The organism is Pseudomonas sp. S09G 359, assembly GCF_002843605.1.
In the GTDB taxonomy this organism is placed as follows: domain Bacteria; phylum Pseudomonadota; class Gammaproteobacteria; order Pseudomonadales; family Pseudomonadaceae; genus Aquipseudomonas.
In genome coordinates this window covers 4146041-4170304 of sequence record NZ_CP025263.1, presented here as the reverse complement: position 1 = coordinate 4170304, position 24264 = coordinate 4146041, and the positions used below count along the sequence as shown (strand labels likewise).

The window sequence follows — 24264 nt, the reverse complement described above, 5'->3', positions numbered from 1 at the left end:
CGAGAGACCGACATGCTCGATTCCAAACTGTTACGTAGCAACCTTCAGGACGTAGCGGACCGCCTGGCATCCCGTGGCTTTGCCTTGGATGTTGCGCGCATCGAAGCGCTGGAAGAACAGCGCAAGACCGTCCAGACCCGCACCGAAGCACTGCAGGCTGAGCGTAATGCGCGTTCCAAATCCATCGGTCAGGCCAAGCAGCGCGGCGAAGACATCGCGCCGCTGATGGCGGATGTCGAGCGCATGGGCACCGAGCTGTCCGAGGGTAAAGTCGAGCTGGACAAGATCCAGACTGAACTGGATTCGATCCTGCTGGGCATCCCTAACGTGCCGCACGAATCGGTGCCGATTGGCGCTGACGAAGACGGCAACGTTGAAGTGCGCCGCTGGGGCACGCCGAAAGCCTTTGATTTCGAGATCAAGGACCACGTTGCCCTGGGCGAATTGACCGGCGGCCTGGATTTTGAAACCGCGGCGAAAATGTCCGGCGCGCGTTTCGCCTTGCTGCGTGGCCCGATTGCACGCATGCACCGCGCCCTGGCGCAGTTCATGATCAACCTGCACACCGCCGAGCACGGCTACGAGGAGGCTTACACCCCGTACCTGGTTCAAGCCCCGGCGCTGATGGGCACCAGCCAACTGCCGAAGTTCGAAGAAGACCTGTTCAAGATCAGCCGCGACGGCGAAGCCGATCTGTACCTGATCCCGACTGCCGAAGTGTCGCTGACCAACATCGTCTCCGGCGAGATTTTCGACGCCAAGCAGTTGCCACTGAAGTTCGTCGCCCACAGCCCGTGCTTCCGTAGCGAAGCCGGTGCGTCGGGCCGTGACACTCGCGGTATGATCCGCCAGCACCAGTTCGACAAAGTCGAGATGGTCCAGGTGGTCGAGCCGTCGACCTCCATGGAAGCCCTGGAAGGCCTGACTGCCAACGCTGAGCGCGTCCTGCAACTGCTGGAGCTGCCGTACCGCGTACTGGCGCTGTGCACCGGCGACATGGGTTTCAGCGCCGTGAAAACCTACGACCTTGAAGTGTGGGTGCCGAGCCAGGACAAATACCGCGAAATTTCGTCGTGCTCCAACTGCGGTGATTTCCAGGCCCGTCGCATGCAGGCGCGTTTCCGCAACCCGGAAACCGGCAAGCCGGAGCTGGTGCACACCCTCAACGGCTCCGGTCTGGCTGTAGGCCGGACCCTGGTGGCGGTGCTGGAAAACTACCAGCAGGCTGACGGTTCTATCCGTGTGCCTGAGGTGCTCAAGCCGTACATGGGCGGCGTTGAGGTCATCGGCTAAATGGAATTTCTGCCGCTGTTTCATAACCTGCGCGGCAGTCGTGTGTTGGTCGTCGGTGGTGGGGAGATTGCCTTGCGCAAGTCCCGGCTGCTGGCCGACGCCGGTGCGTTGCTGCGGGTGGTTGCTCCCCAGATCGAAGACCAGCTGCGTGAGCTGGTGCTGGGCAGTGGCGGGGAATTGATTTTGCGCGGTTATCAGGAGGCTGACCTCGACGGTTGCGTCCTGATCATCGCCGCAACGGATGACGAGCCACTGAACGCGCAAGTGTCCAGTGATGCCAAGCGTCGTTGCGTACCGGTCAATGTGGTGGATGCGCCGGCCTTGTGCAGCGTGATCTTCCCGGCCATTGTCGACCGCTCACCGTTGGTGATTGCGGTGTCCAGTGGCGGCGATGCGCCGGTGCTGGCGCGCTTGATCCGCGCCAAGCTGGAAACCTGGATTCCGTCCACCTATGGCCAATTGGCTGGGTTGGCGGCGCGTTTTCGTGCCCAGGTCAAAGGCCTGTACCCGGATGTGCAGCAACGTCGTGCGTTTTGGGAAGAGGTTTTCCAGGGGCCGATTGCTGACCGCCAGTTGGCCGGGCAGGGCGATGAAGCCGAGCGCCTGCTGATCGAAAAGGTCAACGGCGCGCCGCCGTATGCGCCGGGCGAGGTTTACCTGGTGGGCGCGGGCCCCGGTGATCCGGACCTGCTGACCTTCCGCGCCTTGCGCCTGATGCAGCAAGCCGACGTGGTGCTGTACGACCGCCTGGTGGCGCCGGCGATCCTGGAATTGTGCCGTCGCGATGCCGAGCGCGTGTATGTCGGCAAGCGTCGCGCCGAGCATGCCGTGCCGCAGGACCAGATCAACCAGCAATTGGTTGATCTGGCCAAGCAGGGCAAGCGCGTGCTGCGCCTTAAGGGCGGCGATCCGTTCATCTTTGGCCGCGGTGGCGAAGAGATCGAGGAGCTGGCGGCCCATGGCATCCCGTTCCAGGTGGTGCCGGGGATCACGGCGGCCAGCGGTTGCGCGGCGTATGCCGGCATTCCACTGACCCATCGTGACTACGCGCAGTCGGTACGCTTTATCACCGGGCATTTGAAGGACGGGACTTCGGACCTGCCCTGGCATGACCTGGTGGGGCCCTCGCAGACGCTGGTGTTCTACATGGGCTTGATTGGCTTGCCGATCATCTGTGAGCAACTGATCAAGCACGGACGCGCGGCGGATACCCCGGCGGCGTTGATCCAGCAGGGCACCACGGCCAATCAGCGTGTATTCACCGGCACCCTGGCGGACTTGCCACGCATGGTGGCGGAGCATGAAGTGCATGCGCCGACGCTGGTGATTGTCGGTGAGGTGGTGGTGCTGCGCGAGAAGCTGAAGTGGTTTGAAGGCGCTCAGTCCCAAGTCTGACCAGTATTCCTGTGGCGAGCGGGCTTGCCCGCGTTGGGCTGCGAAGCAGCCCTAAAAACTGACACCCTGTTTACTCAGGTACAGCGCGGTGTTTTGGCTGGGGCCGCTGCGCGGCCCAACGCGGGCAAGCCCGCTCGCCACAGAGCTTATTGGGTAACGAGTACCGATTTTTCGCTCAGTTTGTCGCGATCATGCTCACCATCAAACCCCGGCCGCGCCCGGCCACTGATACATCTCCTTTAGCCAGTTCGACAGGTTCGGATAATCCGCAATCCTGCGCAGGTTTGGCGGACTTGCCACGCATGGTGGCGGAGCATGAAGTGCACGCGCCGACGCTGGTGATTGTGGGTGAGGGTGCTCAGTCCCAAGTCTGACCAGTATTCCTGTGGCGAGCGGGCTTGCCCGCGTTGGGCTGCGAAGCAGCCCTGAAAACTGACACCCTGTTTACTCAGGTACAGCGCGGTGTTTTGGCTGGGGCCGCTGCGCGGCCCAACGCGGGCAAGCCCGCTCGCCACAGAGCTTATTGGGTAACGAGTACCGATTTTCCGCTCAGTTTGTTGCGATCATGCTCACCATCAAACCCCGGCCACGCCCGGCCACTGATACATCTCCTTTAGCCAGTTCGACAGGTTCGGATAATTCGCAATCCTGCGCAGGTTTGGCGGACTTGCCACGCATGGTGGCGGAGCATGAAGTGCACGCGCCGACGCTGGTGATTGTGGGTGAGGGTGCTCAGTCCCAAGTCTGACCAGTATTCCTGTGGCGAGCGGGCTTGCCCGCGTTGGGCTGCGAAGCAGCCCTAAAAACTGACACCCTGTTTACTCAGGTACAGCGCGGTGTTTTGGCTGGGGCCGCTGCGCGGCCCAACGCGGGCAAGCCCGCTCGCCACAGAGCTTATTGGGTAACGAGTACCGATTTTTCGCTCAGTTTGTCGCGATCATGCTCACCATCAAACCCCGGCCGCGCCCGGCCACTGATACATCTCCTTTAGCCAGTTCGACAGGTTCGGATAATCCGCAATCCTGCGCAGGTTTGGCGGACTTGCCACGCATGGTGGCGGAGCATGAAGTGCACGCGCCGACGCTGGTGATTGTGGGTGAGGGCGCTCAGTCCCAAGTCTGACCAGTACTCCTGTGGCGAGCGGGCTTGCCCGCGTTGGACTGCGAAGCAGCCCTAAAAACTGACACCCTGTTTACTCAGGTACAGCGCGGTGTTTTGGCTGGGGCCGCTGCGCGGCCCAACGCGGGCAAGCCCGCTCGCCACAGAGCTCATTGGGTAACGAGTACCGATTTTCCGCTCAGTTTGTCGCGATCATGCTCACCATCAAACCCCAGCAACGGCCCCTTCGGCACAATCCCCGTCGGATTGATCGTCCGATGGCTGGCATAGTAATGCCCCTTGATATGCTCAAAATCCACCGTCTCGGCCACGCCCGGCCACTGATACATCTCCTTTAGCCAGTTCGACAGGTTCGGATAATCCGCAATCCTGCGCAGGTTGCATTTGAAGTGGCTGTAATACACCGCATCAAATCGAATCAACGTGGTGAACAGGCGCACGTCGGCTTCAGTCAGGTATTCGCCCGCCAGGTAGCGATGGTCGCTCAGGTGTTGTTCCAGGTGGTCCAGTTCGGCAAACACATCATCAAATGCGCTTTCGTAGGCACCCTGCGAAGTGGCAAAGCCTGCGCGGTAGACGCCGTTGTTCACGGCGGGGTAAATGCGTTCGTTCAGCGCGTCGATAGTCGGGCGCAGCGCTTCGGGGTAGAAATCCAGCGTATTGCCGGTCAGTTCGTTGAACGCGCTGTTGAACATACGGATGATCTCCGCCGATTCATTGCTGACGATGCGCTTCAGCTTTTTGTCCCACAGCACCGGCACGGTGACGCGCCCGGTGTAGTCGGCGGTATCGGCGGTGTAGCGCTGGTGCATGAAGGCGAAGTCGTCGAGTTTGTCGCCGGTAGAGCCGTGGGCTTTGTCGAAGGTCCAGCCGTTTTCGAGCATCAGCCAACTGACCACGGACACGTCGATCAGGCTTTCCAGGCCTTTGAGCTTGCGCAGGATCAAGGTGCGGTGGGCCCAGGGGCAGGCGAGGGAGACGTAGAGGTGATAGCGACCGGCCTCGGCCTTGAAGCCGCCTTCGCCACTGGGGCCAGGTTGGCCATCGGCGGTCACCCAGTGACGGCGTTGCGCCTGTTCGCGCTGGAAAGCGCCATCTGCGCTACTTTCGTACCACTGGTCTTTCCAGTGTCCTTCGATCAGCAAACCCATGACTGGCTCCTTGGCTAATAAGCGTTGGAGTCCAGTCTAAAGGGATGAGTTCGAACTAAAAGCGCAAAGTCCGGGCGTAAATGATCGATTAAATCGATTTGTCCCGTGCGTCCCAGTATTGTTGGGCCAATTCGAAGGCCTGTTCACGTGGGTGGCCGAGGCCGCGCAAGGCCAGGGCCATGGTGGCGATCAGGGCCAGTTGCGGGTAGCTGTCTTCGACCTCGCCACGCCACAGTGCCTTCAAATGCTCGGGCTCCAGGGCTGCCGGCTTGACGTGGCGCTGGGCGGAGAGGGCAGGCCACTCTTCGTCCCAGCTCTCGCCGCCGGTGGTGCCATACAAGTGGCTGAGCGTATCGGGGTTGATTTCGACTTCGCCGCCGTCGCCCTTGACCACAATCACGTTATCGCCGAGCAAGCCGCTGGCGTCGCGGTGCACGCCCTGGTAACCGGGATGGAAAATGCTCTGCAGGCCACAACGTGCACTCAGCGGGTTGAGCAGGCGCGCCAGGGAATGGATCGGCGAGCGCAGGCCGAGGGTGTTGCGCAGGTCGATCATGCGTTGCAGTTGCGGCGCCCAGTCGCCCAGCGGGATAAACGCCAGGTTGCCTTGCTCGAAGGCGGCCTCGACCTGCTGCCAGTTACGGCACAACGGAATCTGCAGGCCCGCGAGCAACTGCTCGGTGTACAAGCGCCCGGCCGTGTGTGCGCCGCCGCCATGCATAAGGATGCGCACGCCGTTCTGCGCCAGGCATTTGACCGCCAGCAGGTACCACGGCAGGTGGCGTTTCTTGCCGGCGTAGGTCGGCCAGTCGATGTCCACGTTGAGTGCCGGGGCGTCGAGGCGCTCGCGCACGGCTTCGGTGAAGCCGGCGAGTTCTTCCGGGCTTTCTTCCTTGTGGCGCAGCAGCATCAAGAACGCACCGAGCTGGGTGTCTTCGACTTTTTCGTCGAGCAACATGCCCATGGCTTCGCGGGCTTCCTCGCGGGTGAGGTTGCGCGCGCCGCGCTTGCCTTTGCCCAGGATGCGCACGAACTGCGCAAACGGGTGCTCGGCAGGGGTTTCAAGGGTCAGCGGGGCAAAGTCGGTCATAAGCAATTCGTCGGCCTGGGCAGGCCCGCCAGCTTGGCGGCGAGTTTGGCGGGAGTGCCATTGAACAGGTGGTTGAGGTGCAGGCTGTTGCCCTTTTCCGCGCCCAGCTTCAAGGCGGTGTACTTGATCAGCGGGCGCGTGGCGGGGGACAGCTGGTACTCGGCATAAAAAGCGCGCAGCAATTCGAGGATTTCCCAGTGGGCCGGGGTCAGTTCCACGGATTCGGCTGCGGCCAGGGCGTTGGCCACGTCGACGGACCAGTCATTCAAGTCGGCCAGGTAGCCGTCCTTGTCCAGTTCGAGGGTGCGTTCGCCTACGGTCAGGGTGTTCATAGCCAGGTGTTGACCTTGTCGTAGTCGATCGACAATTGCACAAAACCTGGGTAATCCACGCTGTCGGCCCAGTCGGGCAGCGGCAGGTTGCGCGCCTGCATGTCTTCGGCCAGCACAAGCACCCTCACGCCCTTGGTGTGCAGGGCCGGGCTGTGCAGCCCGTAGGCGCCGTCGCCGCAGAGCAGAATCGCGTCTTTGCTGGCGCATACCCGCAGGCAGCTGTCGAGTCGGCTATCGGCAAAGGGCGAGTGAGATACCACATGTAAAGTCGACATCAGAGGGTCATCACCTGGTCGTAACGGTCAATCAGTTGGGAGATTTCGTCGTTGCTCAACGGTTGCGCATCGCTGGGAGGCGTCATGCCTCGGGCGGCCAGGCTGTGGCGGCAGGCGAACACGTCGTCGACGCCGAACAGGCCCAACGCCTGCAGGTTGGCGCTGAGGTCTTTTTGCTGCACGGCCTTGGCGTTTTGGTGCGGCGCCAGTTGGAACACGCCGTCGTCCATGAACAACAAGCCAATCGGCAGATCAAACGCGCCGCCGGCCAGCACGATATCCAGCGCTTCGCGCGCGCTCGGCCCGGACCACGGTGCCTGGCGGCTGATCACCAATAAGGATTTGGACATGTCACGGCCCTCCAAAACAGATCAGGCGGTCGGCGGCCTGGGCCGCGTCGTGCAATTGCCCGAGGCCCGACAGCGCCCACGGCGCCTCCAGGTTGACCGCGCTGCGCTGATAGCGCGTGGCTTCCTCGGTATTGAGCACGCCACGGCGCAAGGCCGCGGCGATGCACACCACGCCGTCGAGCTGATGCTGGCTGACAAGCTCGCGCCATTGGCGGGCAATGTCCTGCTCGTCCTGGGGCGCGACAATGTTGTTGGCGGCGCTGTAGACGCCGTCCTGATAGAAAAACAGCCGCACAATCTCATGCCCGCCCGCCAACGCCGCCCTGGCGAACAGCAGGGCGCGGCGCGATGAGGGTGCATGGGCGGCGGAAAACACAGCAATTGCAAACTTCATGGAACACTCTGCAAGCAAACGTGGGCCAATGATAAAGCCGCCTGCGCGAAAAAGCCCGCCGTGATCAAAACGGTCACAGTTGGTGACTGTTCCGGCGATTGCCGACGGGCGCCAGGCTGCCTAGTCTGTGGGTATTCGGAACGGAAATGGAGTCTCCATGTCAGGTCCCTTGGCGTCCCTTAAAGTGCTGGATTTTTCCACCCTGCTGCCTGGCCCCTTTGCCTCCCTGATGCTGGCCGACATGGGCGCCGAGGTGCTACGTATCGAGTCGCCTACGCGCATGGACCTGCTGCGCGTGCTGCCGCCCCACGATCACGGCACGTCGGCGAGCCATGCCTACCTCAATCGTAACAAGCGCAGCCTGGCGCTGGACCTCAAGCAGGCCGAGGCGCTGGAGATCGTGCGTGAGTTGGTCAAGGACTACGACATTGTGCTGGAGCAGTTCCGACCCGGGGTGATGGAGCGCCTGGGGCTGGGGTATGAGGCGTTGAAGGCGATCAACCCGCGGCTGATTTATGTGTCGATTACCGGTTACGGCCAGACCGGCCCCTATAAGGACCGCGCCGGGCACGATATCAATTATCTGGCGCTGGCCGGTGTGGCCAGCTACACCGGGCGCCGCGACACCGGCCCGTTGCCTTTGGGCGTGCAGGTGGCGGATGTCGGCGGTGGGTCGCTGTATGCCGTGGTGGGGTTGCTGGCGGCGGTCATCGCGCGGCAACAGAGCGGGGTGGGGCAGTACCTGGATGTGAGCATGACCGACTGTTCGTTCAGCCTGAATGCGATGGCCGGCGCGGGCTACCTGGCCTGCGGGGTGGAACCGGAGTGGGAAAGCCATGTGCTGAACGGCGGCAGTTTCTACGATTATTACCGCTCGCGGGATGGGCGCTGGATGTCGGTCGGCAGCTTGGAACCGGCGTTTATGCAACGGTTGTGCGCGGCGCTGGGGCGGCCGGAGTTGGCGGCGCTGGGCCTGGGTCCAGCCCTCAAGCAGGCGCTGCAGGTCGAGTTTGAAAAGCGCAGCTTTGAGGAACTGTGTGCACTGTTTGCCGGGGTGGATGCATGCGTGGAGCCGGTGTTGCATTTGAGCGAGGCGCTGCAGCACCCGCAGTTGAAGGCGCGGGAGGTGGTCAGCCAGGTGCCCAGGGGCGATGGTTCGACCCAGGCGCAGATAGCGTGCCCGCTGAAATTTTCAGAGGGGTTGCCGGCGCCTCGGCATATTGGTGTGGCGGTGGGGGCGCACAGTGATGAAGTGTTGGGGGAGTTAGGGTTGAGCCCGCAGCGAATCATCGAGCTGCGGCAGGCCAAGGTGATTGGGTGACTGGTCTGGCGATGAGGCCATTATTCCACCCGGGTTTCCCCGGTAAACACCAAGGTCTGCCGGCACCGCCGACACAAATACCTTCGTCCCTGAGCCACCATGCCATGCCGCTGTGACGAAAACGGAAAGTCGCTATCGGCACATGGGCAACGGTAGATATAACGGGTCACCTGGCGCCGCTTGACCTCATAGGTATGGCAACGGTCCGGCGGCAGTTCATAGACCCCGCGCATGATCAGTTGCCATTCCTCGCCATGGGGCTGGATGCGCTCGCCAAACAATTGGTGGGCAATCAGGTGCGCCACTTCGTGGGCCACGGTCTGTTTGAGGAAATGTTGGCTGTTTTCACGGTAAAGCTGTGGGTTGAAACGCAGCAGGTTTTCGTGCAAATGCGCGACACCGGCCTTCTGGCCCCGCAGCTTGAGGCTGACCTGCGGGCGTTTAAAGCTTCGTTTGAAAAAGGATTCGGCTTGTAGGAAACAATCTTCGACGCGGGTATTGAGTTGCTCGGGCATGCTGTACATATCTCCAGAGGCGCCCAGTATGCCGCAAAGCTGGGTGTTTCCGAATCTGTCAGGCGCCGAATGGTCATGCATAACGCACAAAGCCACCTTGCGGTGGCTTTGCCTTGGGCGTTATCGACTCAGTTTGTGTAGATCGGACCAACACCCAGGCCCCAGACGATCACGGTAAACGCCATGATTGCCACCAATACCACCAGGCCCACGGCCAGCACCGAGCTGGAAAACAGGAAACCCTCGTCCGGGTCGATGTTCATGAAGGTCGGCAGCCCCACGTAAAGCAGGTACACCGTGTAGCAAATCGCTGCGGTGCCCACCACCATGCCTAGCCACATATGCGGGTACAGCGCCGCCAGCCCGCCGACAAACAGCGGCGTCGCGGTATAGGTGGCAAAGGCCACGCAGCGCGCCATGCTGGGGTTGGCGTCGTAGGTGCGGGCCATCCAGTGAATGAACGCGCCCATGACCGCCACGCCGCCGAGCATGGCCGCGTACGACATGATGGTCATCCATAGGGCGCTTTCCTGGGTCAGCATCACCGGCGCGCGGTTGCCGATGACCCAGCCGACCTGGGTGGTGCCGATAAAGGCGGACACGGCGGGGATCGCCGCGAGAATCAAGGTATGAGTGAGGTACATGTGGCTGATGCTTTCTTCTTTATCGCCACGGATTTCCCGCCATTCCTGGTCGGGATGGGTAAAAAGCCCCACGACGTGATGGATCATGCCAGTCACTCCTGTCGTAATTACCATCGCCCCCCATCGGAGCGCCCACGGGCCAAATGGCCGCAAAGGTCTGGATATATGTGCGACCTCAAGTCGCAGTATAGGAAGGGATGACCGGAAAAACTGTAGGGCTTTAGAGCGAATTGCACTGTAAACATTGGCGCTAATCGCGGTGAGGTCTGTCAGGCAAGGCGCGATTGGAAATGTGCGAGCGGGCTTGCTCGCGAAAGCGTCGTGTCAGTTGATACATTCATCACAGGTACAGCGCTTTCGCGAGCAAGCCCGCTCCCACATTGGATCTCGGCCAGTCTTAGCGATAAAATACCCGGCTTTTCGTCACACACCTCCAGCGGATCCAAGCGCCATGGGCACTCTTACGGTCAACCAGAACAAACTGCAAAAACGCCTGCGCCGCCTGGCCGGTGAAGCGGTCGCCGATTTCAACATGATCGAGGACGGCGACAAGGTCATGGTCTGCCTCTCGGGCGGCAAAGACAGCTACACCATGCTCGACGTGCTGTTGCACCTGCAAAAGGTCGCGCCGATCAAATTCGAGATCGTCGCCGTCAACATGGACCAGAAGCAGCCGGGTTTCCCCGAGCATGTGCTGCCGGCCTACCTCAAAGAGCTGGGTGTCGATTACCACATCGTCGAAAAAGACACCTACTCGGTGGTCAAGGAACTGGTTCCGGAAGGCAAGACCACCTGCTCGCTGTGCTCACGCCTGCGCCGTGGCACGCTCTACACCTTTGCCGATGAGATCGGCGCAACCAAGATGGCCCTGGGGCATCACCGCGACGATATCGTCGAGACGTTCTTCCTCAATATGTTCTTCAACGGCTCGCTCAAGGCCATGCCGCCCAAGCTGCGTGCCGATGACGGGCGCAACGTGGTGATCCGCCCGCTGGCGTATTGCAACGAGAAGGACATCCAGGCCTACTCCGACCTCAAGCAGTTCCCGATCATCCCCTGCAACCTGTGTGGCTCCCAGGAAAACCTGCAGCGCCAGGTGGTCAAGGAGATGCTGGTGGACTGGGAGCGCAAGACCCCGGGCCGTACCGAAAGCATCTTCCGCAGCCTGCAGAACGTGCAGCCGTCGCAATTGGCCGACCGCAACCTGTTCGACTTCACCAGCCTGAAAATCGATGAGAGCGCCGCTTCGCGCTTCGTCAATGTTGTGAACCTCTAAGCGATTCCAACGCTCTGACACACGGCGCTTGCGGGCGCCGTTTTCAATTCAATTGCCAGGAGAGGGCATGCGCGATTACAAGTGGCTGCACGAATATTGTCTGAACCGCTTCGGTTCAGCTGCCGAGCTGGAAGCCCATCTGCCGGCCGCCAAGACCCCGGCGCAACTGCGCAAGATCAGTGATGATCGCTACTTGTCGACCCTGGCGCTGCGGGTGTTTCGTGCCGGGCTGAAACACAGTGTGGTGGATGCCAAGTGGCCAGCGTTCGAGCAGGTGTTCTTCGGTTTCGACCCGGAAAAGGTGGTGCTGATGGGCGCTGAGCACCTGGAGCGCCTGATGCAGGACACGCGCATCATTCGTCACCTGGGCAAGCTCAAGAGCGTGCCGCGCAACGCGCAGATGATCCTCGATATCGCGCAGGAAAAGGGCAGTTTCGGCGCATTTATCGCCGACTGGCCGGTGACCGATATCGTCGGGCTGTGGAAATACCTGAGCAAGCACGGCCACCAGTTGGGCGGGCTGTCGGCGCCACGCTTTTTGCGCATGGTCGGCAAGGACACTTTTGTGCCGAGTTATGACGTGGTAGCCGCCTTGAACGCGCAGAAGATCGTCGACAAGGCGCCCACCAGCCTGCGCGACCTGGCGACGGTGCAGGGCGCGTTCAATCAATGGCACGCCGAGAGCGGGCGGCCGATGTGTCAGCTGTCGATGATGTTGGCGTACACGGTCAACCACTGATTAGTGTTTATGGGTGACAGAGCTTGGTTTGGTGACAGCGCTGTTGTGGCGAACGGGCGTGTTGTGGCGAGCGGGCTTGCCCGCGTTGGGCTGCGCAGCGGCCCCAAGATCTTTGGGAGCGCTGCGCACTCCAACGCGGGCAAGCCCGCTCGCCACAACAAGCCCACTTGCCACAACAAGCCCGCCCACTTGCCATAACAAGCCCACTTGCCGCGAAGGCCTTGTAGATTATTCAGCCAAGCGCCGATTGAGCTGATGCCGCCAGCGCACATACAGCAGCGCCGTACAAAACACTGCCAGGCTCGCGAGCATCTCAAGTACCCCGAACCACTGGCGGTTCGGGTCGTACGCGGCCAGCGCGCCCTTGATGAAATACAGGTTTACCACAAAGCACATCCACGAATGCCCGCGCGCGCTGCCCAGCAGCATCCCCGGTGCGAGCACCAGCAGCGGCACCAGTTCGATCAACAGGATCACCCACGGGCGCGCGCCGTGCAGGTCGGCCACGAACAGGTAGTAAGCGCACAGCAGCCCCACCAGAGCGAAAAACGCCAGCAGGCTCAAGGCACGTGCGACCTTGACCCGGGGTTCCAGCCACGCCTGGGGCGGCAGGACTTTAGGCTTTTTGGCCACGGCCGTTCTCCAGCAGCGTGGCGGTGCTGGCCAGGCGCAGGCCCAACGCGCGGCACAGGGTGATTTCATGCTGGTCAAGCATGCGCTTGCCGTCCGGCCCGGAATGGTGGCTGGCGCCATACGGCGTGCCGCCGCCCTGGGTGTCGAGCAGGGCCTGTTCGCTGTAGGGCAGACCGGTGATCAGCATGCCGTGGTGCAGCAGCGGCAGCAGCATCGACATCAGGGTGGTCTCCTGGCCGCCGTGCAGGCTGGCGGTAGAGGTAAATACCCCGGCCGGCTTGCCGACGAGGGCACCGGTAAGCCACAGGTTGCTGGTGCCATCGAGGAAGTACTTGAGCGGCGCGGCCATATTGCCGAACCGCGTCGGGCTGCCGAGGGCCAGGCCCGAACAATGCTTCAAGTCATCCAGGCTGGCGTACAGCGCGCCTTCGTCGGGAATGCTCGGGGCCACCGCTTCGCATTCGGTGGAAATCGCCGGCACGGTGCGCAAACGCGCCTCCATGCCGCCTTGCTCGATACCCCGGGCAATCTGCCGGGCCATTTCGCTCACCGAGCCATTGCGGCTGTAATACAACACCAGCACGTAAGGGGTGGTCACGGCAAAATCTCCAGCACGTTTTCCGGCGGGCGGCCAATGACGGCTTTATCGGCGGTTTCCAGGATCGGGCGTTCCATCAACTTCGGGTGTGCGGCGATGGCGGCGATCAGGTGGGCTTCGCTCAAGGTGGCGTCGGCCAGGTTGAGGGTCTTGTATTCGTCTTCGCCAGTGCGCAACAGTTGGCGCGCGCTGATGCCGAGTTTGGTCAGCAGGGCCTTGATTTGCGCCGCGTTCAGCGGGGTTTCCAGGTAGCGCACCACGGTGGGAGCGAGGCCGCGAGCTTCGAGCAGTTCGAGCGCACCGCGGGATTTCGAGCAGCGCGGGTTGTGATAAAGCGTCAGATCGGTCATGTGCGGGTCGCATCTTGCGTAAGGTGGCGGGTATTCTACCCACGCTGCACCCTGTCCTTAAACCGTTAGAGGCGATAGGTCGCAGCCAACGTTCATTTTTGCGAAGGAATACCCCATGACAAGGCGACTGATCGGTGCATTGGCGATCATCACAACCCTGCTGCTCAGCGGCTGCGGTAATGATTACGGCGTAGACCAGAACGGCCAGAAAGTCGCGGCCGAACGCCTCGACAAGCAGTGGCTGGTGGTCAACTACTGGGCCGAATGGTGTGGCCCCTGCCGCACGGAAATCCCCGAGCTCAACGCCTTGGCAGAGCAACTGAAAGGGCAGGGCGTGGGGGTGTTCGGGGTCAACTTCGACAACGTGCAGGGCGAGGAACTCAAAACCGCCAGCGACAAGCTGGGGATCAAGTTCACGGTGCTGGCGCAGAACCCGGATGGCATCTTCGATATTCCGCGCAGCGAGGCATTGCCGGTGACCTACATCATTGATGACAAGGGCAAGGTGCGGGAACAGTTGATGGGTGAGCAGACGGCGGAAGGGGTGTTGGCCAAGCTCAAGGCCCTGCGCGGTTAAAGCAACAACTCATAACAAATGTGGGAGGGGCGGTGCGACGATTCGACTTGCTCCCGATGGTGGTGTGTCAGCCAACAATTTACTAGCTGACACACCGCTATCGGGGGCAAGCCCCCTCCCACATTTAGATCGCGCAAGTCGCTGGATCGGCGGGATCAGCCTTCTTCCAGCCACAAGCGGATCGGCGCGCCTTCAGCCGGCCAGAAGCGGGTCTGCGCGATCGGCGAGATATCCCAGCGTTGCACGCCTTGCAGGGCCTGGAAGAAGCGGTGTTCCTGCTCCATCAGGGCCTCAGCGCAGAGCTTGCGGGTGCTGCCGATCTTGCCGAAGCTGAGCGAGTCGCCATCCAGGGTGTAGGGTGCAAACCAGTGGTTGCAACCGCCACTGCCATAGGCGCGACCATCGGCGCCAAGGGTGACGGTCAGGTGCGCGTAATCCATCAGCGGCCGCTCACCAATCCATTCCACCACGTAGCTGTGATCCTGTTTGAGCTTGACCGCATCGCCGGCGCAGCCCGTCAGGGCCACACCGAAGGCGGCTAGCAGAAGCAGGCGTTTCATTGCGCGGCCTTCTGACATTTCGGGCAGCGGTGTTTGTCACCTTCGCTGGCCCAGCCCAATTCCTTGATACGCGCGTTGGCGGCCGGCTGCAGCGGCTCTTTGGTCAGTTTGGTTTCCACCGCGAATTCAAACTCCAGCACGCTGTCGCAGCTGTCGCAGTTGACCTTCCAGGTGTGAATCTCCAACTCGCCGAATTTCGGCCCCTGGGCCATGGCGACCCATTGGCCCGCCGGGCGGATGGAGTAGCGTGCGTCACCTTCGACGGTGAGGCGCATCGACAGGGTTTTACTGCCACGCAGGGTTACGATCAGCACGTCGCCGTGCTTGATCGAACCACCGTTGCCGGTGACCTGGTAACGGCCCGGCACCAGGGCGCGGCATTCGATCAGGGTGTGTTGCGGGCTCAGCAAGCTGAAGCGGAAATCGTGTTCGGCCATGGATCCTCCAAATAGGCGCGGCATCCTATCACGGGTGCCGGCTCATCATGAGCCTGGTATGTGACCGCTGATCATCCTTCGACCCGGTTCTGCGCCCGGCCCTCGGCCCACGCCGCGATGTTCGCCAGGGTAGTGCCGGCAATCGCCGCCAGGGCCTCGCGGGTGAGGAACGCCTGGTGCGCGGTGATGATCACGTTGGGGAAGGTCAGCAGGCGCGCGAGCACATCGTCCTGCAGGGGCAGGTCGGAACGGTCTTCGAAAAACAGCTGGGCCTCTTCTTCATACACATCCAGCCCCAGGTAGCCGAGTTGGCCGTCCTTGAGGGCGTCGATCAGCGCTGGCGTGTCGACCAGGCCGCCACGGCCGGTATTGATCAGCATCGCGCCGGGTTGCATGTGGGCGAGGGAGCTGGCGTTGATCAGGTGCTGGCTGTCGGCAGTCAGCGGGCAATGCAGGCTGATGATCTGCGCTTGGGCGAGCAGCTCCGGCAGGCTCACGTACCGTGCGCCGAGTGCCTGGACCTGCGGGTTGGGGAAGGGGTCGTAGGCCAGCAGCTGGCAACCGAACCCGGCCATGATCTTGGCGAACGTGGCGCCAATCTGCCCGGTGCCGACCACGCCGACGGTCTTGCCCACCAGGTCGAAACCGGTGAGGCCATGCAGGCTGAAATCGCCATCGCGAGTGCGGTTGTAGGCACGGTGCAGGCGGCGGTTGAGGGCGAGGATCAGCGCCACCGCGTGTTCGGCCACGGCGTGGGGCGAATAGGCGGGTACGCGCACGATGGTCAGGCCCAGGCGCTTGGCGGCGGCCAGGTCGACATGGTTGTAGCCGGCCGAGCGCAGGGCGATCAGCCGGGTGCCGCCCCGGGCCAGGTGTTCCAGCACCGGGGCGCTGAGGTCGTCGTTGATAAAGGCGCAGACCACTTCGTGGTGTTCGGCCAGGGCCACGGTGTCGAGGTTCAGCCGGGCGGGTTGGAATTGCAGCTCCAGGCCCGGCGGCAGCGGCTCGCCGAGGAAGCTGTCGCGGTCGTAGGTTTGGCTGCTGAAAAGAATCACGCGCATAAAAACGCTCCCTGCAAATTGTCCGTTGGCGACGCTGATCAACTGTGGGAGGGGGCTGGCCCTCGATAGCGGTGTATCAGTCGAACTCTGTGTGACTGACCGACCGTAATCGGGGGCAAGCCCCCTCCCACATAGAGCGGTCCTCATTGACGGGTGGTCAGACGCTGATCCGCGCCTCACTGGCCAGCCGGGCGATGGCCATGTCCAGTTCGTCCAGCGCGTGCATGGCCTTGGCGTCGTCCTGCTTGAGCAGGGTTTCGGCACGGTGGCAGGCGGCGCGCAGTTGCGGTACGCCACAGTAGCGGGTGGCGCCATGCAGGCGGTGGACGCGCTCGATCAGCGCGTTATTGTCGCGGGCATCGCGGGCAAGGTTGATGGCCAGGCGGTCGGCATCCAGGGACGCCAGCAGCATGGCCAGCATGTCAGCGGCCAGGTCAGCCTTGCCGGCGGCCAGGCGCAGGCCTTCCTCATGGTCCAGCACCAGCAGTTGCACGCCTGGGCCCGTGCCCTCGGCGCCGCGCTCCGGCCCCTGGTTGCGCAGGGCCAGGCCGGTCCATTTCAATACCACCTGGGCCAATTGCCGCTCGCTGATGGGTTTGGTCAGGTAATCGTCCATGCCGCTTTGCAGCAGGGCGCGTTTTTCGTTGGCCATGGCATGCGCGGTCAGGGCGACCACCGGCAACGGCGTGCCGTGGCGCTCGCTTTCCCACTGGCGGATCGCTTCGGTGCTCTGGCGGCCGTCCATGCCGGGCATTTGCACGTCCATCAGCACCAGGTCGAAGGTGTCTTGTTTCACCGCGTCGACCGCCGCGTAACCACTTTCCACGGCGCGCACCCGTGCGCCCATGTCTTCCAGCAGGGTCTGTACCAGCAGCAGGTTTGCCGGGTTGTCATCCACACACAGCACGCGCGGTGCGCGGCTCGACAGCGGTTCGCCCGGGTCACTGCGTGACGGTCGTGGGCTGATCAGGTCCGACAGCGCGCGGCGTAGCTTGCGGGTGCAGGCCGGTTTGGCCTGCAACTGGCTGTTGGGGTTGGGCACCGACTGGTTGAACAGCATCTGTTCGGTGGTAGGGCACAGCACCAGCACCTTGCAGCCCAGGTGTTCGAGGTCCCACAGGTGCTGGTTGAGGCGCTCGGGCGGAATGTCGTTGGCGGTGACGCCGAGTACCGCGAGGTCAATGGCCAGGTCAGTCTGATGGGCGCTGGTGATGCCGTTGGTCAGGCTTTCCAAGGTGTTGAACGGGGTGACTTCCAGCCCGCAGTCTTCCAGCTGATGTTGCAGGGCCTGGCGCGCCAGTTCGTGGTTTTCCAGTAGCGCCACGCGATGGCCCAATAATGGCGCGCAGGGCAGGTCTTCGACATCATCACGGGTCTTGGGCAGGTTGAGGCTGATCCAGAACTCCGAGCCTTCGCCGGGCGTGCTGTCGACGCCGATTTCGCCGCCCATCTGCTCGATCAGCCGCTTGGAAATCACCAGGCCCAGGCCAGTGCCGCCGGGCTGGCGCGACAGCGAATTGTCCGCCTGGCTGAACGCCTGGAACAGCGCGCGCACATCCTGGCTGGACAGGCCGATGCCGGTGTCCTGCACGCTGATGCGCAGTTGCACGCTGTCTTCCTGCTCGTCTTCGATCATCGCGCGGGCGACGATGGTGCCTTCGCGGGTGAACTTGATCGCGTTGCTGATCAGGTTGGTGAGGATCTGCTTGAGGCGCAGCGGGTCACCCACCAGCGCCAGCGGGGTGTCGCGGTAGACCAGGCTCACCAGCTCCAGCTGCTTGGCATGGGCGGCGGGGGCCAGAATCGTCAGGGTGTCTTGCAGCAGGTCGCGCAGGTTGAAGGGGATGCTGTCGAGCACCAGCTTGCCGGCCTCGATCTTCGAGAAGTCGAGGATTTCGTTGATGATGCCCAGCAGGTTGTCGGCGGATTTCTCGATGGTGCCCAGGTAGTCCAGCTGGCGCGGGGTCAGCTCGCTTTTTTGCAGCAGGTGGGTAAAACCAAGGATGCCGTTGAGCGGCGTGCGGATTTCGTGGCTCATGTTGGCCAGGAACTCGGACTTGATGCGGCTGGCCTCCAGGGCCTCTTTGCGCGCCAGGTCCAGTTCGATGTTCTGGATCTCGATGGTTTCCAGGTTCTGGCGCACGTCTTCGGTGGCCTGTTCGATGCTGTGTTGCAGTTCTTCCTGGGCGTTCTGCAGGGTTTCGGCCATGCGGTTGATGCCCGAGGCGAGTTGGTCCAACTCCTGGCTGCCCAAGGCGGGCAGGCGCGTTTCCAGGTTGCCGTCCTTGAGCTGGGCCACGGCTTGCTTGATCAGGCCAATCGGTGAATTGATGGTGCGGCTGATGCGCAGGGCCAGGGCGGCGGTGCAGATCAGGCCGATGGCAATCAGCAGCAGGCTGGCGAACAGGCTGCGGTAGCCGCGCAGTAACATGCCGTTATGCGACAGCTCCACCTCGACCCAGCCCAGCAGGCGGTCGGCTTCATCGGGGATGAGGTCGCCGGCCAGGTTGCGATGGCGGCCAAATACCGGCAGCAGATAACGCGTGGCGTCATTGCCGGTGCGTTGCAGCAAGTGCGAGCTGTTGCCGATGGGCGCCAGGTTGAGCATGGTCGGGCCGGCGTGGGCCAGGGGCGTGCGGTCCGGGCCGAGGAACGATACGGCGCGTACGTCCTGTTGCTCCAGCGACTGGGTGGCGATGCGTTCCAGCAGGTCGGTGTTGCGCGCGCTCAGCGCAGGGGCCACCAGTGGCGCCAACTGCTCGGCAATCATTTCGCCGCGTTGCAGCAATTGGCTCTGCAGTTCCGACAGCTGCATCCAGGTGAAGTAGCCCCCCAACAAGCAGGCCATCAGGCTGGTCGGTAATAAGGTCAGCAACAGTACGCGGCCTTTTATCCCCATTCTTCTAAGCACGCCACTCTCCTGCTACCACAGTGTTATCGATGATTGGCGCGGGCATCCGGCCCGCACCACCTGCGCAGTGTAGCCATTTGCGCGGCGTGGAATCTTGCAAAATTAGTGACATGCCGCAATCTCCGGGCCATTTGCCGTCGGGTGGCGATTGCCTGGGGCGGGGTAATCTTGAATAATCGCGCATTGAGAATGACTTGCAGACGCTAATGAATCCCGCAGTAGTTGGCCAACCCAGTATCCTGACCATCGAAGATGACCCTGTGCTGGGCGCCTATGTCCAAGAGCACCTGGGGCGCAGTGGCTTTCAGGTCACCTGGTGCCAGAACGGCCAGCAAGGCCTGCAGATAGCTCGCGAGCGGGCATTCGACGTGGTGCTGATGGACATCCTGCTGCCGGGGCTGGATGGCTTGTCGATCCTCACGCATCTGCGCCAGAGCCATTCGATCCCGGTGATCCTGATGTCGGCCCTGGGTGCAGAAGCCGATCGCGTCAGCGGCTTTCGCCTGGGCGCCGACGACTACCTGCCCAAGCCGTTCAGCATGATCGAGCTGCGGGTGCGCATCGAGGCCATCCTGCGCCGCGTGGCCCTGGACCGTCGCCCCTTGCCCAGCCTGGCACCGGTGCGCGACGACGCACGCACCCTGCGGTTTGACGATGAACTCTGCGACGTGTTTCACCAGGAAAACTGGGCCGGCTTGACGCGCAGCGAATACCGCCTGTTGGAAACCCTGCATCGCAACAGCGAAGAAGTCCTCAGCAAAGCCTTCCTTTACCAGCATGTGCTGCAACGTGGCTACGCGCCCCATGACCGCAGCCTCGACATGCACATCAGCCAGATCCGCCGTAAGCTCAAGGCCATCGGCTACAACGAGCGCCAGGTGCGTACGGTGTGGGGCAAGGGCTATGTGCTGAGCGGTCACGATGACGGGCTTTAAGGCCGCGCTGAAACGCCTGCCGGGCAAGCACTCGTTATTCTGGAAACTCGCCTGCCTGCTGATCGCCTTCTGTTTGCTGATGATCTGGCTCAGTTGGTCCTGGGGCCGCTACATGGAGGAGCAGAACGCCTACCTGGCCGACGAGTCCCGTGAGGTGCTCAAAGGCTACGCGGCCGGCGCCGAGCTGGCGTGGACGACTCAGGGCCGGGCTGGGGTGGACGCGTGGTTGCAACTGATGGCCAAGCATGAGCCCACCTGGGTCGGTGTAATCGGCAGTGACTTGCAATCCCTCAGCAGCACGCCGCTGACTGACAAGGAAAGCCAGCGCCTGACCTTCCTGCGGGGGCTCGACTGGCCGGTGAGCCGGCATGTAAAAGGCCTGCCGTGGCTGAAAATCCCGTTTCCCATGGACCCTGGCGCCGGCTCGCTGGTGATCGAATTGCCGCAGCGCTTTATGCCGGGGCGCTATCAACTGGTGTGGCGGGTGGTGACCAATGGCGTGATCCCCGGCCTGTTTACCCTATTGCTGTGTATCGGGTTGTATCGGTTGCTGATCATGCCCCTCAACCAACTGCGTGAGCAGGCCAATGCCTGGCGCGCCGACCAGTTGCATACGCGGCTGTCCGTGGCTGCCACCAGTCGCCAGGATGAGTTGGGCGAGCTGGGGCGCGCGTTCGACCATATGTCCGAGCGTTTGCAGGGGACGGTGGTGGTACAGCAGCAATTGCTGCGGGATATGTCGCACGAGCTGCGCACGCCGTTGAGCCGTTTACAGGTGGCCTGTGACAGTGAACAAGACCTGACGCAGTTGCGCGAGCGGCTCGGCCGCGAGATCGGCGCCATGCAGCGCCTGGTGGAAGACAGCTTGCAACTGGCCTGGCTGGACACCGAGCGGGCGCCGTTGCCCCAGGAAGACATCCAGGTTCAGGCGCTGTGGGACATGCTGCGCGAAAATGCCTGCTTTGAAAGCGATTGGCCGGCGTCGCGCCTGCCGTGCCTGTTGGGCGCCGAGTGCTGGGTGCGCGGCAACCTGAATACCCTGGCTCAAGCGTTGGAAAATATCCTGCGCAACGCGATACGGCATTCGCCGCCGGACGGTGTGGTGTGCCTGGACGGCTGGCGTGATGGTGATTACTGGCACCTGTGGCTGCAGGACCAGGGCGGGGGGATTGCCGAGGAAGACCTGGAGCGGATCTTTGCGCCGTTTACCCGCCTGGACGGTTCACGGCCCGGCGACGGTGGCTTCGGCCTGGGTTTGAGCATCGCCCGCAACGCCGTGCGGCGTCAGCAGGGCAGCCTGTGGGCGCAGAACGTTGGTGCAGGCCTGCGCGTGCATGTGCGCCTGCGGGCCTGCTGACCGTCAACCGCGACGCTGCTTGCGTTTTTTCCACTGATGCGCAACCCACCAGCGCCAGTAAAGCATGGTCAGGCAATAGGCCAGTGCGCCCAACACCAGCCCCAATACCACCGAGCCCAGCAGGAACGGCTGCCACAGGGTGCTCAACTGCCCGCTGATCCATTCCCAGGTCAGGTCGTGTGGCAGGTGGCGGGCGGGCACGTTCATCAGCCAGGCACCGGTCATGTAGGTGCAGATAAACACCACCGGCATGGTGATCGGGTTGGTCAGCCACACGAGGCTGACCGCGATGGGCATATTGCCGCGCACGCCTATCGCCAGGACTGCCGCCAACAGCATCTGCAACGGAATCGGAATAAATGCCGCGAACAGGCCCACGGCCATGGCCCGAGCCACCGAGTGCCGGTTCAGGTGCCAGAGGTTCGGGTCATGCAATAACGTGCCGAGAAACTGTAATGACTTGTGTTCCCTGATACTGGTGGGATCGGGCATGTACCGTTTGAATAAGCGCCGGGGCATAAGGGGTCCAGGTCAGTTCGAGGGACAAGTATGCGCGCATTCTATAAACAGAAAATTCAGACTTTGTGACAAAACATCATAGGGCGTACCGCACACCCGACTAAGACTGAGTGGATCACTTGAAAAGGATGATTCATGAAGACAGGGATGTTCGCGCTTGCACTGGGGCTGCTGGCCCTGCGTTGGCTGCCGGTATTGCCGTCTGTCGGGTGGTTGCTGGTGCTGTTGGTAGTGGCGCTGATGCTGTTGCCGTTTCGCACCTACCCACTGGCGTTTTTCCTGCTGGGGCTGAGCTGGGCCTGCATCAGCGCGCAGTGGGCCCTGGATGATCGCCTGCGGCCGGCGCTGGACGGCCAGACACGCTGGGTGGAAGGGCGGGTAACCGGGTTGCCGCAACGCACCGGCGACGGGGTGCGTTTTGAATTGACCGACAGCCACGCGCGCAGGGCGCAACTGCCCAAACGCATTCGCGTGTCCTGGCGTAGCGGGCCGGACGTGCGCAGCGGCGAACGCTGGCGCTTGGCAATCACCCTCAAGCAGCCCGCCGGCCTGCTCAATTTCCATGGGTTCGATCAGGAAGCCTGGCTGCTGGCCCAGCGCATCGGTGCCACCGGCTCGGTGAAGGACGGCCAGCGCCTGGCGCCCGCGCGCAATGCCTGGCGCGACGCTGTTCGCCAGCGCCTGATGGCCGTGAATGGCCAAGGTCGCGAGGCGGGCTTGGCGGCACTCGTATTGGGCGACGGTTCCGGATTGGCCGCCGAAGATTGGCAGGTATTGCAGGACACCGGCACCGTGCACCTGCTGGTGATTTCCGGTCAGCACATCGGCTTGCTGGCGGGGCTGGTCTACGCGCTGGTCGCGGGGCTTGCGCGGTATGGTTGCTGGCCACGAACCTGGCCGTGGCTGCCGTGGGCGTGTGGCCTGGCGTTCGTCGCCGCGCTGGGCTACGGCTTGCTGGCGGGGTTTGGCGTGCCGGTGCAGCGTGCCTGCGTGATGGTCGGCCTGGTGCTGCTGTGGCGTGTGCGCTTTCGTCATTTGGGTATCTGGTGGCCGTTGCTGCTGGCGCTCAATGCCGTGCTGATCCTGGAGCCCTTGGCCAGCCTGCAGCCGGGCTTCTGGTTGTCCTTTGCGGCGGTGGCGGTGCTGATCCTGGCGTTTGCCGGGCGGCTGGGGGCGTGGAGCGTGTGGCAGGCGTGGACTCGGCCGCAAGGGTTGATCGCCATTGGGCTGTTTCCAATGTTGCTGGTGCTGGGGTTGCCCATCAGCCTGAGTGCGCCGCTGGCCAATCTGGTTGCGGTGCCATGGATCAGCTTGGTGGTATTGCCGCTGGCGTTGCTGGGGGTCGCAGCGCTGCCGTTGCCGTTGGTAGGGGAAGGTTTGTTGTGGCTGGCTGGCGGTGCGCTGGACGGCCTGTTCAAGGCGCTGGCATGGCTAGCCGGGCATTTGCCCGCCTGGGTTCCCGCCGAAGTACCGTTGGGGTATTGGGCGGTGAGCTTGCTGGGGGCGGTGCTGCTACTGCTGCCCAAAGGCGTGCCGTTGCGCTGGTTGGGCTTGCCTATTTTGCTACTGGCGGTGTTCCCCCCGCGCACGCTGGTGCCCCACGGGCAGGTGGACGTGGTGCAGTTGGATGTCGGCCAGGGGCAGGCGGTGATTCTGCGCACGCGCCATCACACCCTGCTGTACGACGCGGGCGCGCGCTCGGGGGCGTTCGACCTCGGCGCGCGGGTGGTGCTGCCGTCATTGCGCAAGCTTGGAGTGGGGGCGTTGGACATGCTGTTGCTCAGCCATGCCGATGCCGATCACGCCGGCGGTGCGGCGGCAATTGCCAAAGGGTTGCCGATCAAGCGCGTGGTGGGCGGGGAGACCGAGGGCCTGCCAGGGTTTCTCGATACACAAGCCTGCGTCAGCGGTGAGCAATGGGAGTGGGACGGCGTGTCATTCGAGCTATGGCAATGGCCTGGCGCGACTAACGGTAATTCCAAGTCCTGTGTCTTGCAGGTGCAAGCCAATGGTGAGCGCCTTTTGCTGACCGGCGATATCGATCGCGCCGCCGAGCTGGCCCTGCTTGCCTCGCCGCTGGCGGTGCCGACCGATTGGCTGCAAGCCCCTCACCATGGCAGCCACAGTTCTTCTTCCTGGGCGTTTCTACAGCGGCTGGCACCCAAGTCGGTGTTGATATCGCGGGGGCGTGGCAACGCGTTCGGCCATCCCCATCCGCAGGTGATGGCGCGCTATCAGGCATTGGCCAGCCAAGTCTACGACAGCGCCGAGCAGGGCGCCGTGCGGGTGCAACTGGGCACGTTTGCACCACCGGTTGTTGCGCGCAGTCAACGCAGGTTCTGGCGCGAACGGTTACCGTAGCCACGGGGATGGCCGACGAGCCCCGTCGGCGAACCTATATGGTAAAGTGGCGCACTTTTTCGAGGGGACAT

At 62.7% G+C, this 24264-nt stretch carries 25 protein-coding genes and 3 pseudogenes; 12 read left to right on the top strand and 16 right to left on the bottom strand.

Annotated elements, in window-relative coordinates; all coding sequences use genetic code 11:
• The first annotated feature begins 12 nt into the window (after positions 1-12).
• The 5 genes and pseudogenes from serS to CXQ82_RS32005 form a co-directional block, all read left to right on the top strand.
• On the top strand, positions 13-1293 hold the full coding sequence (gene serS / locus CXQ82_RS18910) for a serine--tRNA ligase (RefSeq protein WP_101271694.1): 1281 nt from the start codon (positions 13-15) through the stop codon (positions 1291-1293).
• Positions 1294-2688 (top strand): siroheme synthase CysG, encoded by a 1395-nt coding sequence (cysG, locus tag CXQ82_RS18905; protein ID WP_101271692.1) that lies wholly within the window; start codon positions 1294-1296, stop codon positions 2686-2688.
• A 284-nt stretch (positions 2689-2972) separates the two neighbouring features.
• Positions 2973-3062, top strand: a pseudogene (locus CXQ82_RS32015) (hypothetical protein); the annotation flags it as partial.
• A gap of 284 nt (positions 3063-3346) precedes the next feature.
• A pseudogene (locus tag CXQ82_RS32010) lies at positions 3347-3436 on the top strand (hypothetical protein); the annotation flags it as partial.
• A gap of 284 nt (positions 3437-3720) precedes the next feature.
• Positions 3721-3810, top strand: a pseudogene (locus CXQ82_RS32005) (hypothetical protein); the annotation flags it as partial.
• Positions 3811-3956: 146 nt separating this feature from the next.
• On the opposite strand, the gene CXQ82_RS18885 reads toward CXQ82_RS32005, so the two are convergent.
• From CXQ82_RS18885 to tusD, 6 genes are all read right to left on the bottom strand, one after another.
• Positions 3957-4958 (bottom strand): glutathione S-transferase family protein, encoded by a 1002-nt coding sequence (locus tag CXQ82_RS18885; RefSeq protein WP_101271684.1) that lies wholly within the window; start codon positions 4956-4958, stop codon positions 3957-3959.
• Between the two features lie 88 nt (positions 4959-5046).
• Positions 5047-6048, bottom strand: a complete 1002-nt coding sequence (locus CXQ82_RS18880; RefSeq protein ID WP_101271682.1) for a glycosyl transferase family protein — start codon at positions 6046-6048, stop codon at positions 5047-5049.
• Positions 6045-6380, bottom strand: a complete 336-nt coding sequence (locus CXQ82_RS18875; protein WP_101271680.1) for a TusE/DsrC/DsvC family sulfur relay protein — start codon at positions 6378-6380, stop codon at positions 6045-6047. The genes CXQ82_RS18880 and CXQ82_RS18875 overlap by 4 nt, the downstream gene beginning before the upstream one ends.
• Positions 6377-6655 carry a sulfurtransferase complex subunit TusB gene (tusB, locus tag CXQ82_RS18870; protein ID WP_101271677.1) on the bottom strand — a complete coding sequence of 93 codons (279 nt, stop codon included), beginning with the start codon at positions 6653-6655 and terminating at the stop codon, positions 6377-6379. The genes CXQ82_RS18875 and tusB overlap by 4 nt, the downstream gene beginning before the upstream one ends.
• Positions 6655-7005 carry a sulfurtransferase complex subunit TusC gene (tusC, locus tag CXQ82_RS18865; protein WP_101271675.1) on the bottom strand — a complete coding sequence of 117 codons (351 nt, stop codon included), beginning with the start codon at positions 7003-7005 and terminating at the stop codon, positions 6655-6657. Before tusC ends, tusB begins: the two co-directional genes overlap by 1 nt.
• Position 7006: 1 nt before the next feature.
• A complete protein-coding gene (gene tusD, locus CXQ82_RS18860; RefSeq protein WP_101271673.1) occupies positions 7007-7399 on the bottom strand; it encodes a sulfurtransferase complex subunit TusD in 393 nt (130 codons plus the stop codon).
• A gap of 157 nt (positions 7400-7556) precedes the next feature.
• Between tusD and CXQ82_RS18855 the strand changes: the two genes are divergently transcribed.
• Positions 7557-8720 carry a CaiB/BaiF CoA-transferase family protein gene (locus CXQ82_RS18855; RefSeq protein WP_101271671.1) on the top strand — a complete coding sequence of 388 codons (1164 nt, stop codon included), beginning with the start codon at positions 7557-7559 and terminating at the stop codon, positions 8718-8720.
• 20 nt (positions 8721-8740) lie between these two features.
• On the opposite strand, the gene CXQ82_RS18850 is transcribed toward CXQ82_RS18855, so the two are convergent.
• Both CXQ82_RS18850 and CXQ82_RS18845 read right to left on the bottom strand, forming a co-directional pair.
• Positions 8741-9235, bottom strand: a complete 495-nt coding sequence (locus tag CXQ82_RS18850; protein ID WP_010209629.1) for a SprT family zinc-dependent metalloprotease — start codon at positions 9233-9235, stop codon at positions 8741-8743.
• Positions 9236-9363: 128 nt separating this feature from the next.
• Entirely contained in the window at positions 9364-9966 is a 603-nt protein-coding gene (locus tag CXQ82_RS18845; protein WP_101271669.1) for a Yip1 family protein, read from the bottom strand.
• Positions 9967-10330: 364 nt separating this feature from the next.
• Between CXQ82_RS18845 and ttcA the strand changes: the two genes are divergently transcribed.
• Entirely contained in the window at positions 10331-11155 is an 825-nt protein-coding gene (ttcA, locus tag CXQ82_RS18840; protein WP_101271667.1) for a tRNA 2-thiocytidine(32) synthetase TtcA, read from the top strand.
• A 67-nt stretch (positions 11156-11222) separates the two neighbouring features.
• Positions 11223-11894 carry a DNA-3-methyladenine glycosylase I gene (locus CXQ82_RS18835; RefSeq protein WP_101271664.1) on the top strand — a complete coding sequence of 224 codons (672 nt, stop codon included), beginning with the start codon at positions 11223-11225 and terminating at the stop codon, positions 11892-11894.
• A 228-nt stretch (positions 11895-12122) separates the two neighbouring features.
• On the opposite strand, the gene CXQ82_RS18825 is transcribed toward CXQ82_RS18835, so the two are convergent.
• The 3 genes from CXQ82_RS18825 to arsC are packed head-to-tail and all read right to left on the bottom strand — an operon-like array spanning position 12123 to position 13475.
• On the bottom strand, positions 12123-12527 hold the full coding sequence (locus CXQ82_RS18825; RefSeq protein ID WP_101271660.1) for a DUF2069 domain-containing protein: 405 nt from the start codon (positions 12525-12527) through the stop codon (positions 12123-12125).
• On the bottom strand, positions 12511-13125 hold the full coding sequence (gene wrbA / locus CXQ82_RS18820) for an NAD(P)H:quinone oxidoreductase (RefSeq protein WP_101271658.1): 615 nt from the start codon (positions 13123-13125) through the stop codon (positions 12511-12513). The genes CXQ82_RS18825 and wrbA overlap by 17 nt, the downstream gene beginning before the upstream one ends.
• The gene (gene arsC, locus CXQ82_RS18815) at positions 13122-13475 is read right to left on the bottom strand and encodes an arsenate reductase (glutaredoxin) (protein WP_101271656.1); all 354 of its coding nucleotides are present in this window, start codon (positions 13473-13475) and stop codon (positions 13122-13124) included. Before arsC ends, wrbA begins: the two co-directional genes overlap by 4 nt.
• 115 nt (positions 13476-13590) lie before the next feature.
• On the opposite strand from arsC, the gene CXQ82_RS18810 reads away from it, so the two are divergent.
• Complete coding sequence (locus CXQ82_RS18810) at positions 13591-14052, top strand: TlpA disulfide reductase family protein (protein WP_101271653.1); 462 nt, start codon at positions 13591-13593, stop codon at positions 14050-14052.
• A 155-nt stretch (positions 14053-14207) separates the two neighbouring features.
• Here the strand turns inward: CXQ82_RS18810 and CXQ82_RS18805 are convergent, their stop codons facing one another.
• From CXQ82_RS18805 to CXQ82_RS18790, 4 genes are all read right to left on the bottom strand, one after another.
• The gene (locus tag CXQ82_RS18805; protein ID WP_101271651.1) at positions 14208-14612 is read right to left on the bottom strand and encodes an META domain-containing protein; all 405 of its coding nucleotides are present in this window, start codon (positions 14610-14612) and stop codon (positions 14208-14210) included.
• Positions 14609-15049: a hypothetical protein gene (locus tag CXQ82_RS18800; protein ID WP_101271649.1), complete on the bottom strand. Its 441-nt coding sequence runs from the start codon at positions 15047-15049 to the stop codon at positions 14609-14611. The genes CXQ82_RS18805 and CXQ82_RS18800 overlap by 4 nt, the downstream gene beginning before the upstream one ends.
• 71 nt (positions 15050-15120) lie before the next feature.
• On the bottom strand, positions 15121-16110 hold the full coding sequence (locus CXQ82_RS18795) for a 2-hydroxyacid dehydrogenase (protein WP_101271647.1): 990 nt from the start codon (positions 16108-16110) through the stop codon (positions 15121-15123).
• 157 nt (positions 16111-16267) lie between these two features.
• Positions 16268-19021: a response regulator gene (locus CXQ82_RS18790; RefSeq protein ID WP_101271645.1), complete on the bottom strand. Its 2754-nt coding sequence runs from the start codon at positions 19019-19021 to the stop codon at positions 16268-16270.
• 206 nt (positions 19022-19227) lie between these two features.
• On the opposite strand from CXQ82_RS18790, the gene CXQ82_RS18785 reads away from it, so the two are divergent.
• Positions 19228-19956 (top strand): response regulator transcription factor, encoded by a 729-nt coding sequence (locus CXQ82_RS18785; RefSeq protein ID WP_101271643.1) that lies wholly within the window; start codon positions 19228-19230, stop codon positions 19954-19956.
• The gene (locus CXQ82_RS18780; protein WP_101271641.1) at positions 19943-21313 is read left to right on the top strand and encodes a sensor histidine kinase; all 1371 of its coding nucleotides are present in this window, start codon (positions 19943-19945) and stop codon (positions 21311-21313) included. The genes CXQ82_RS18785 and CXQ82_RS18780 overlap by 14 nt, the downstream gene beginning before the upstream one ends.
• A gap of 3 nt (positions 21314-21316) precedes the next feature.
• Here CXQ82_RS18780 and CXQ82_RS18775 read toward each other — a convergent pair whose 3' ends face one another.
• On the bottom strand, positions 21317-21832 hold the full coding sequence (locus CXQ82_RS18775) for a DUF2062 domain-containing protein (protein ID WP_101271639.1): 516 nt from the start codon (positions 21830-21832) through the stop codon (positions 21317-21319).
• Between the two features lie 135 nt (positions 21833-21967).
• Between CXQ82_RS18775 and CXQ82_RS18770 the strand changes: the two genes are divergently transcribed.
• Complete coding sequence (locus CXQ82_RS18770; RefSeq protein WP_101271637.1) at positions 21968-24193, top strand: DNA internalization-related competence protein ComEC/Rec2; 2226 nt, start codon at positions 21968-21970, stop codon at positions 24191-24193.
• Positions 24194-24264: the final 71 nt, after the last annotated feature.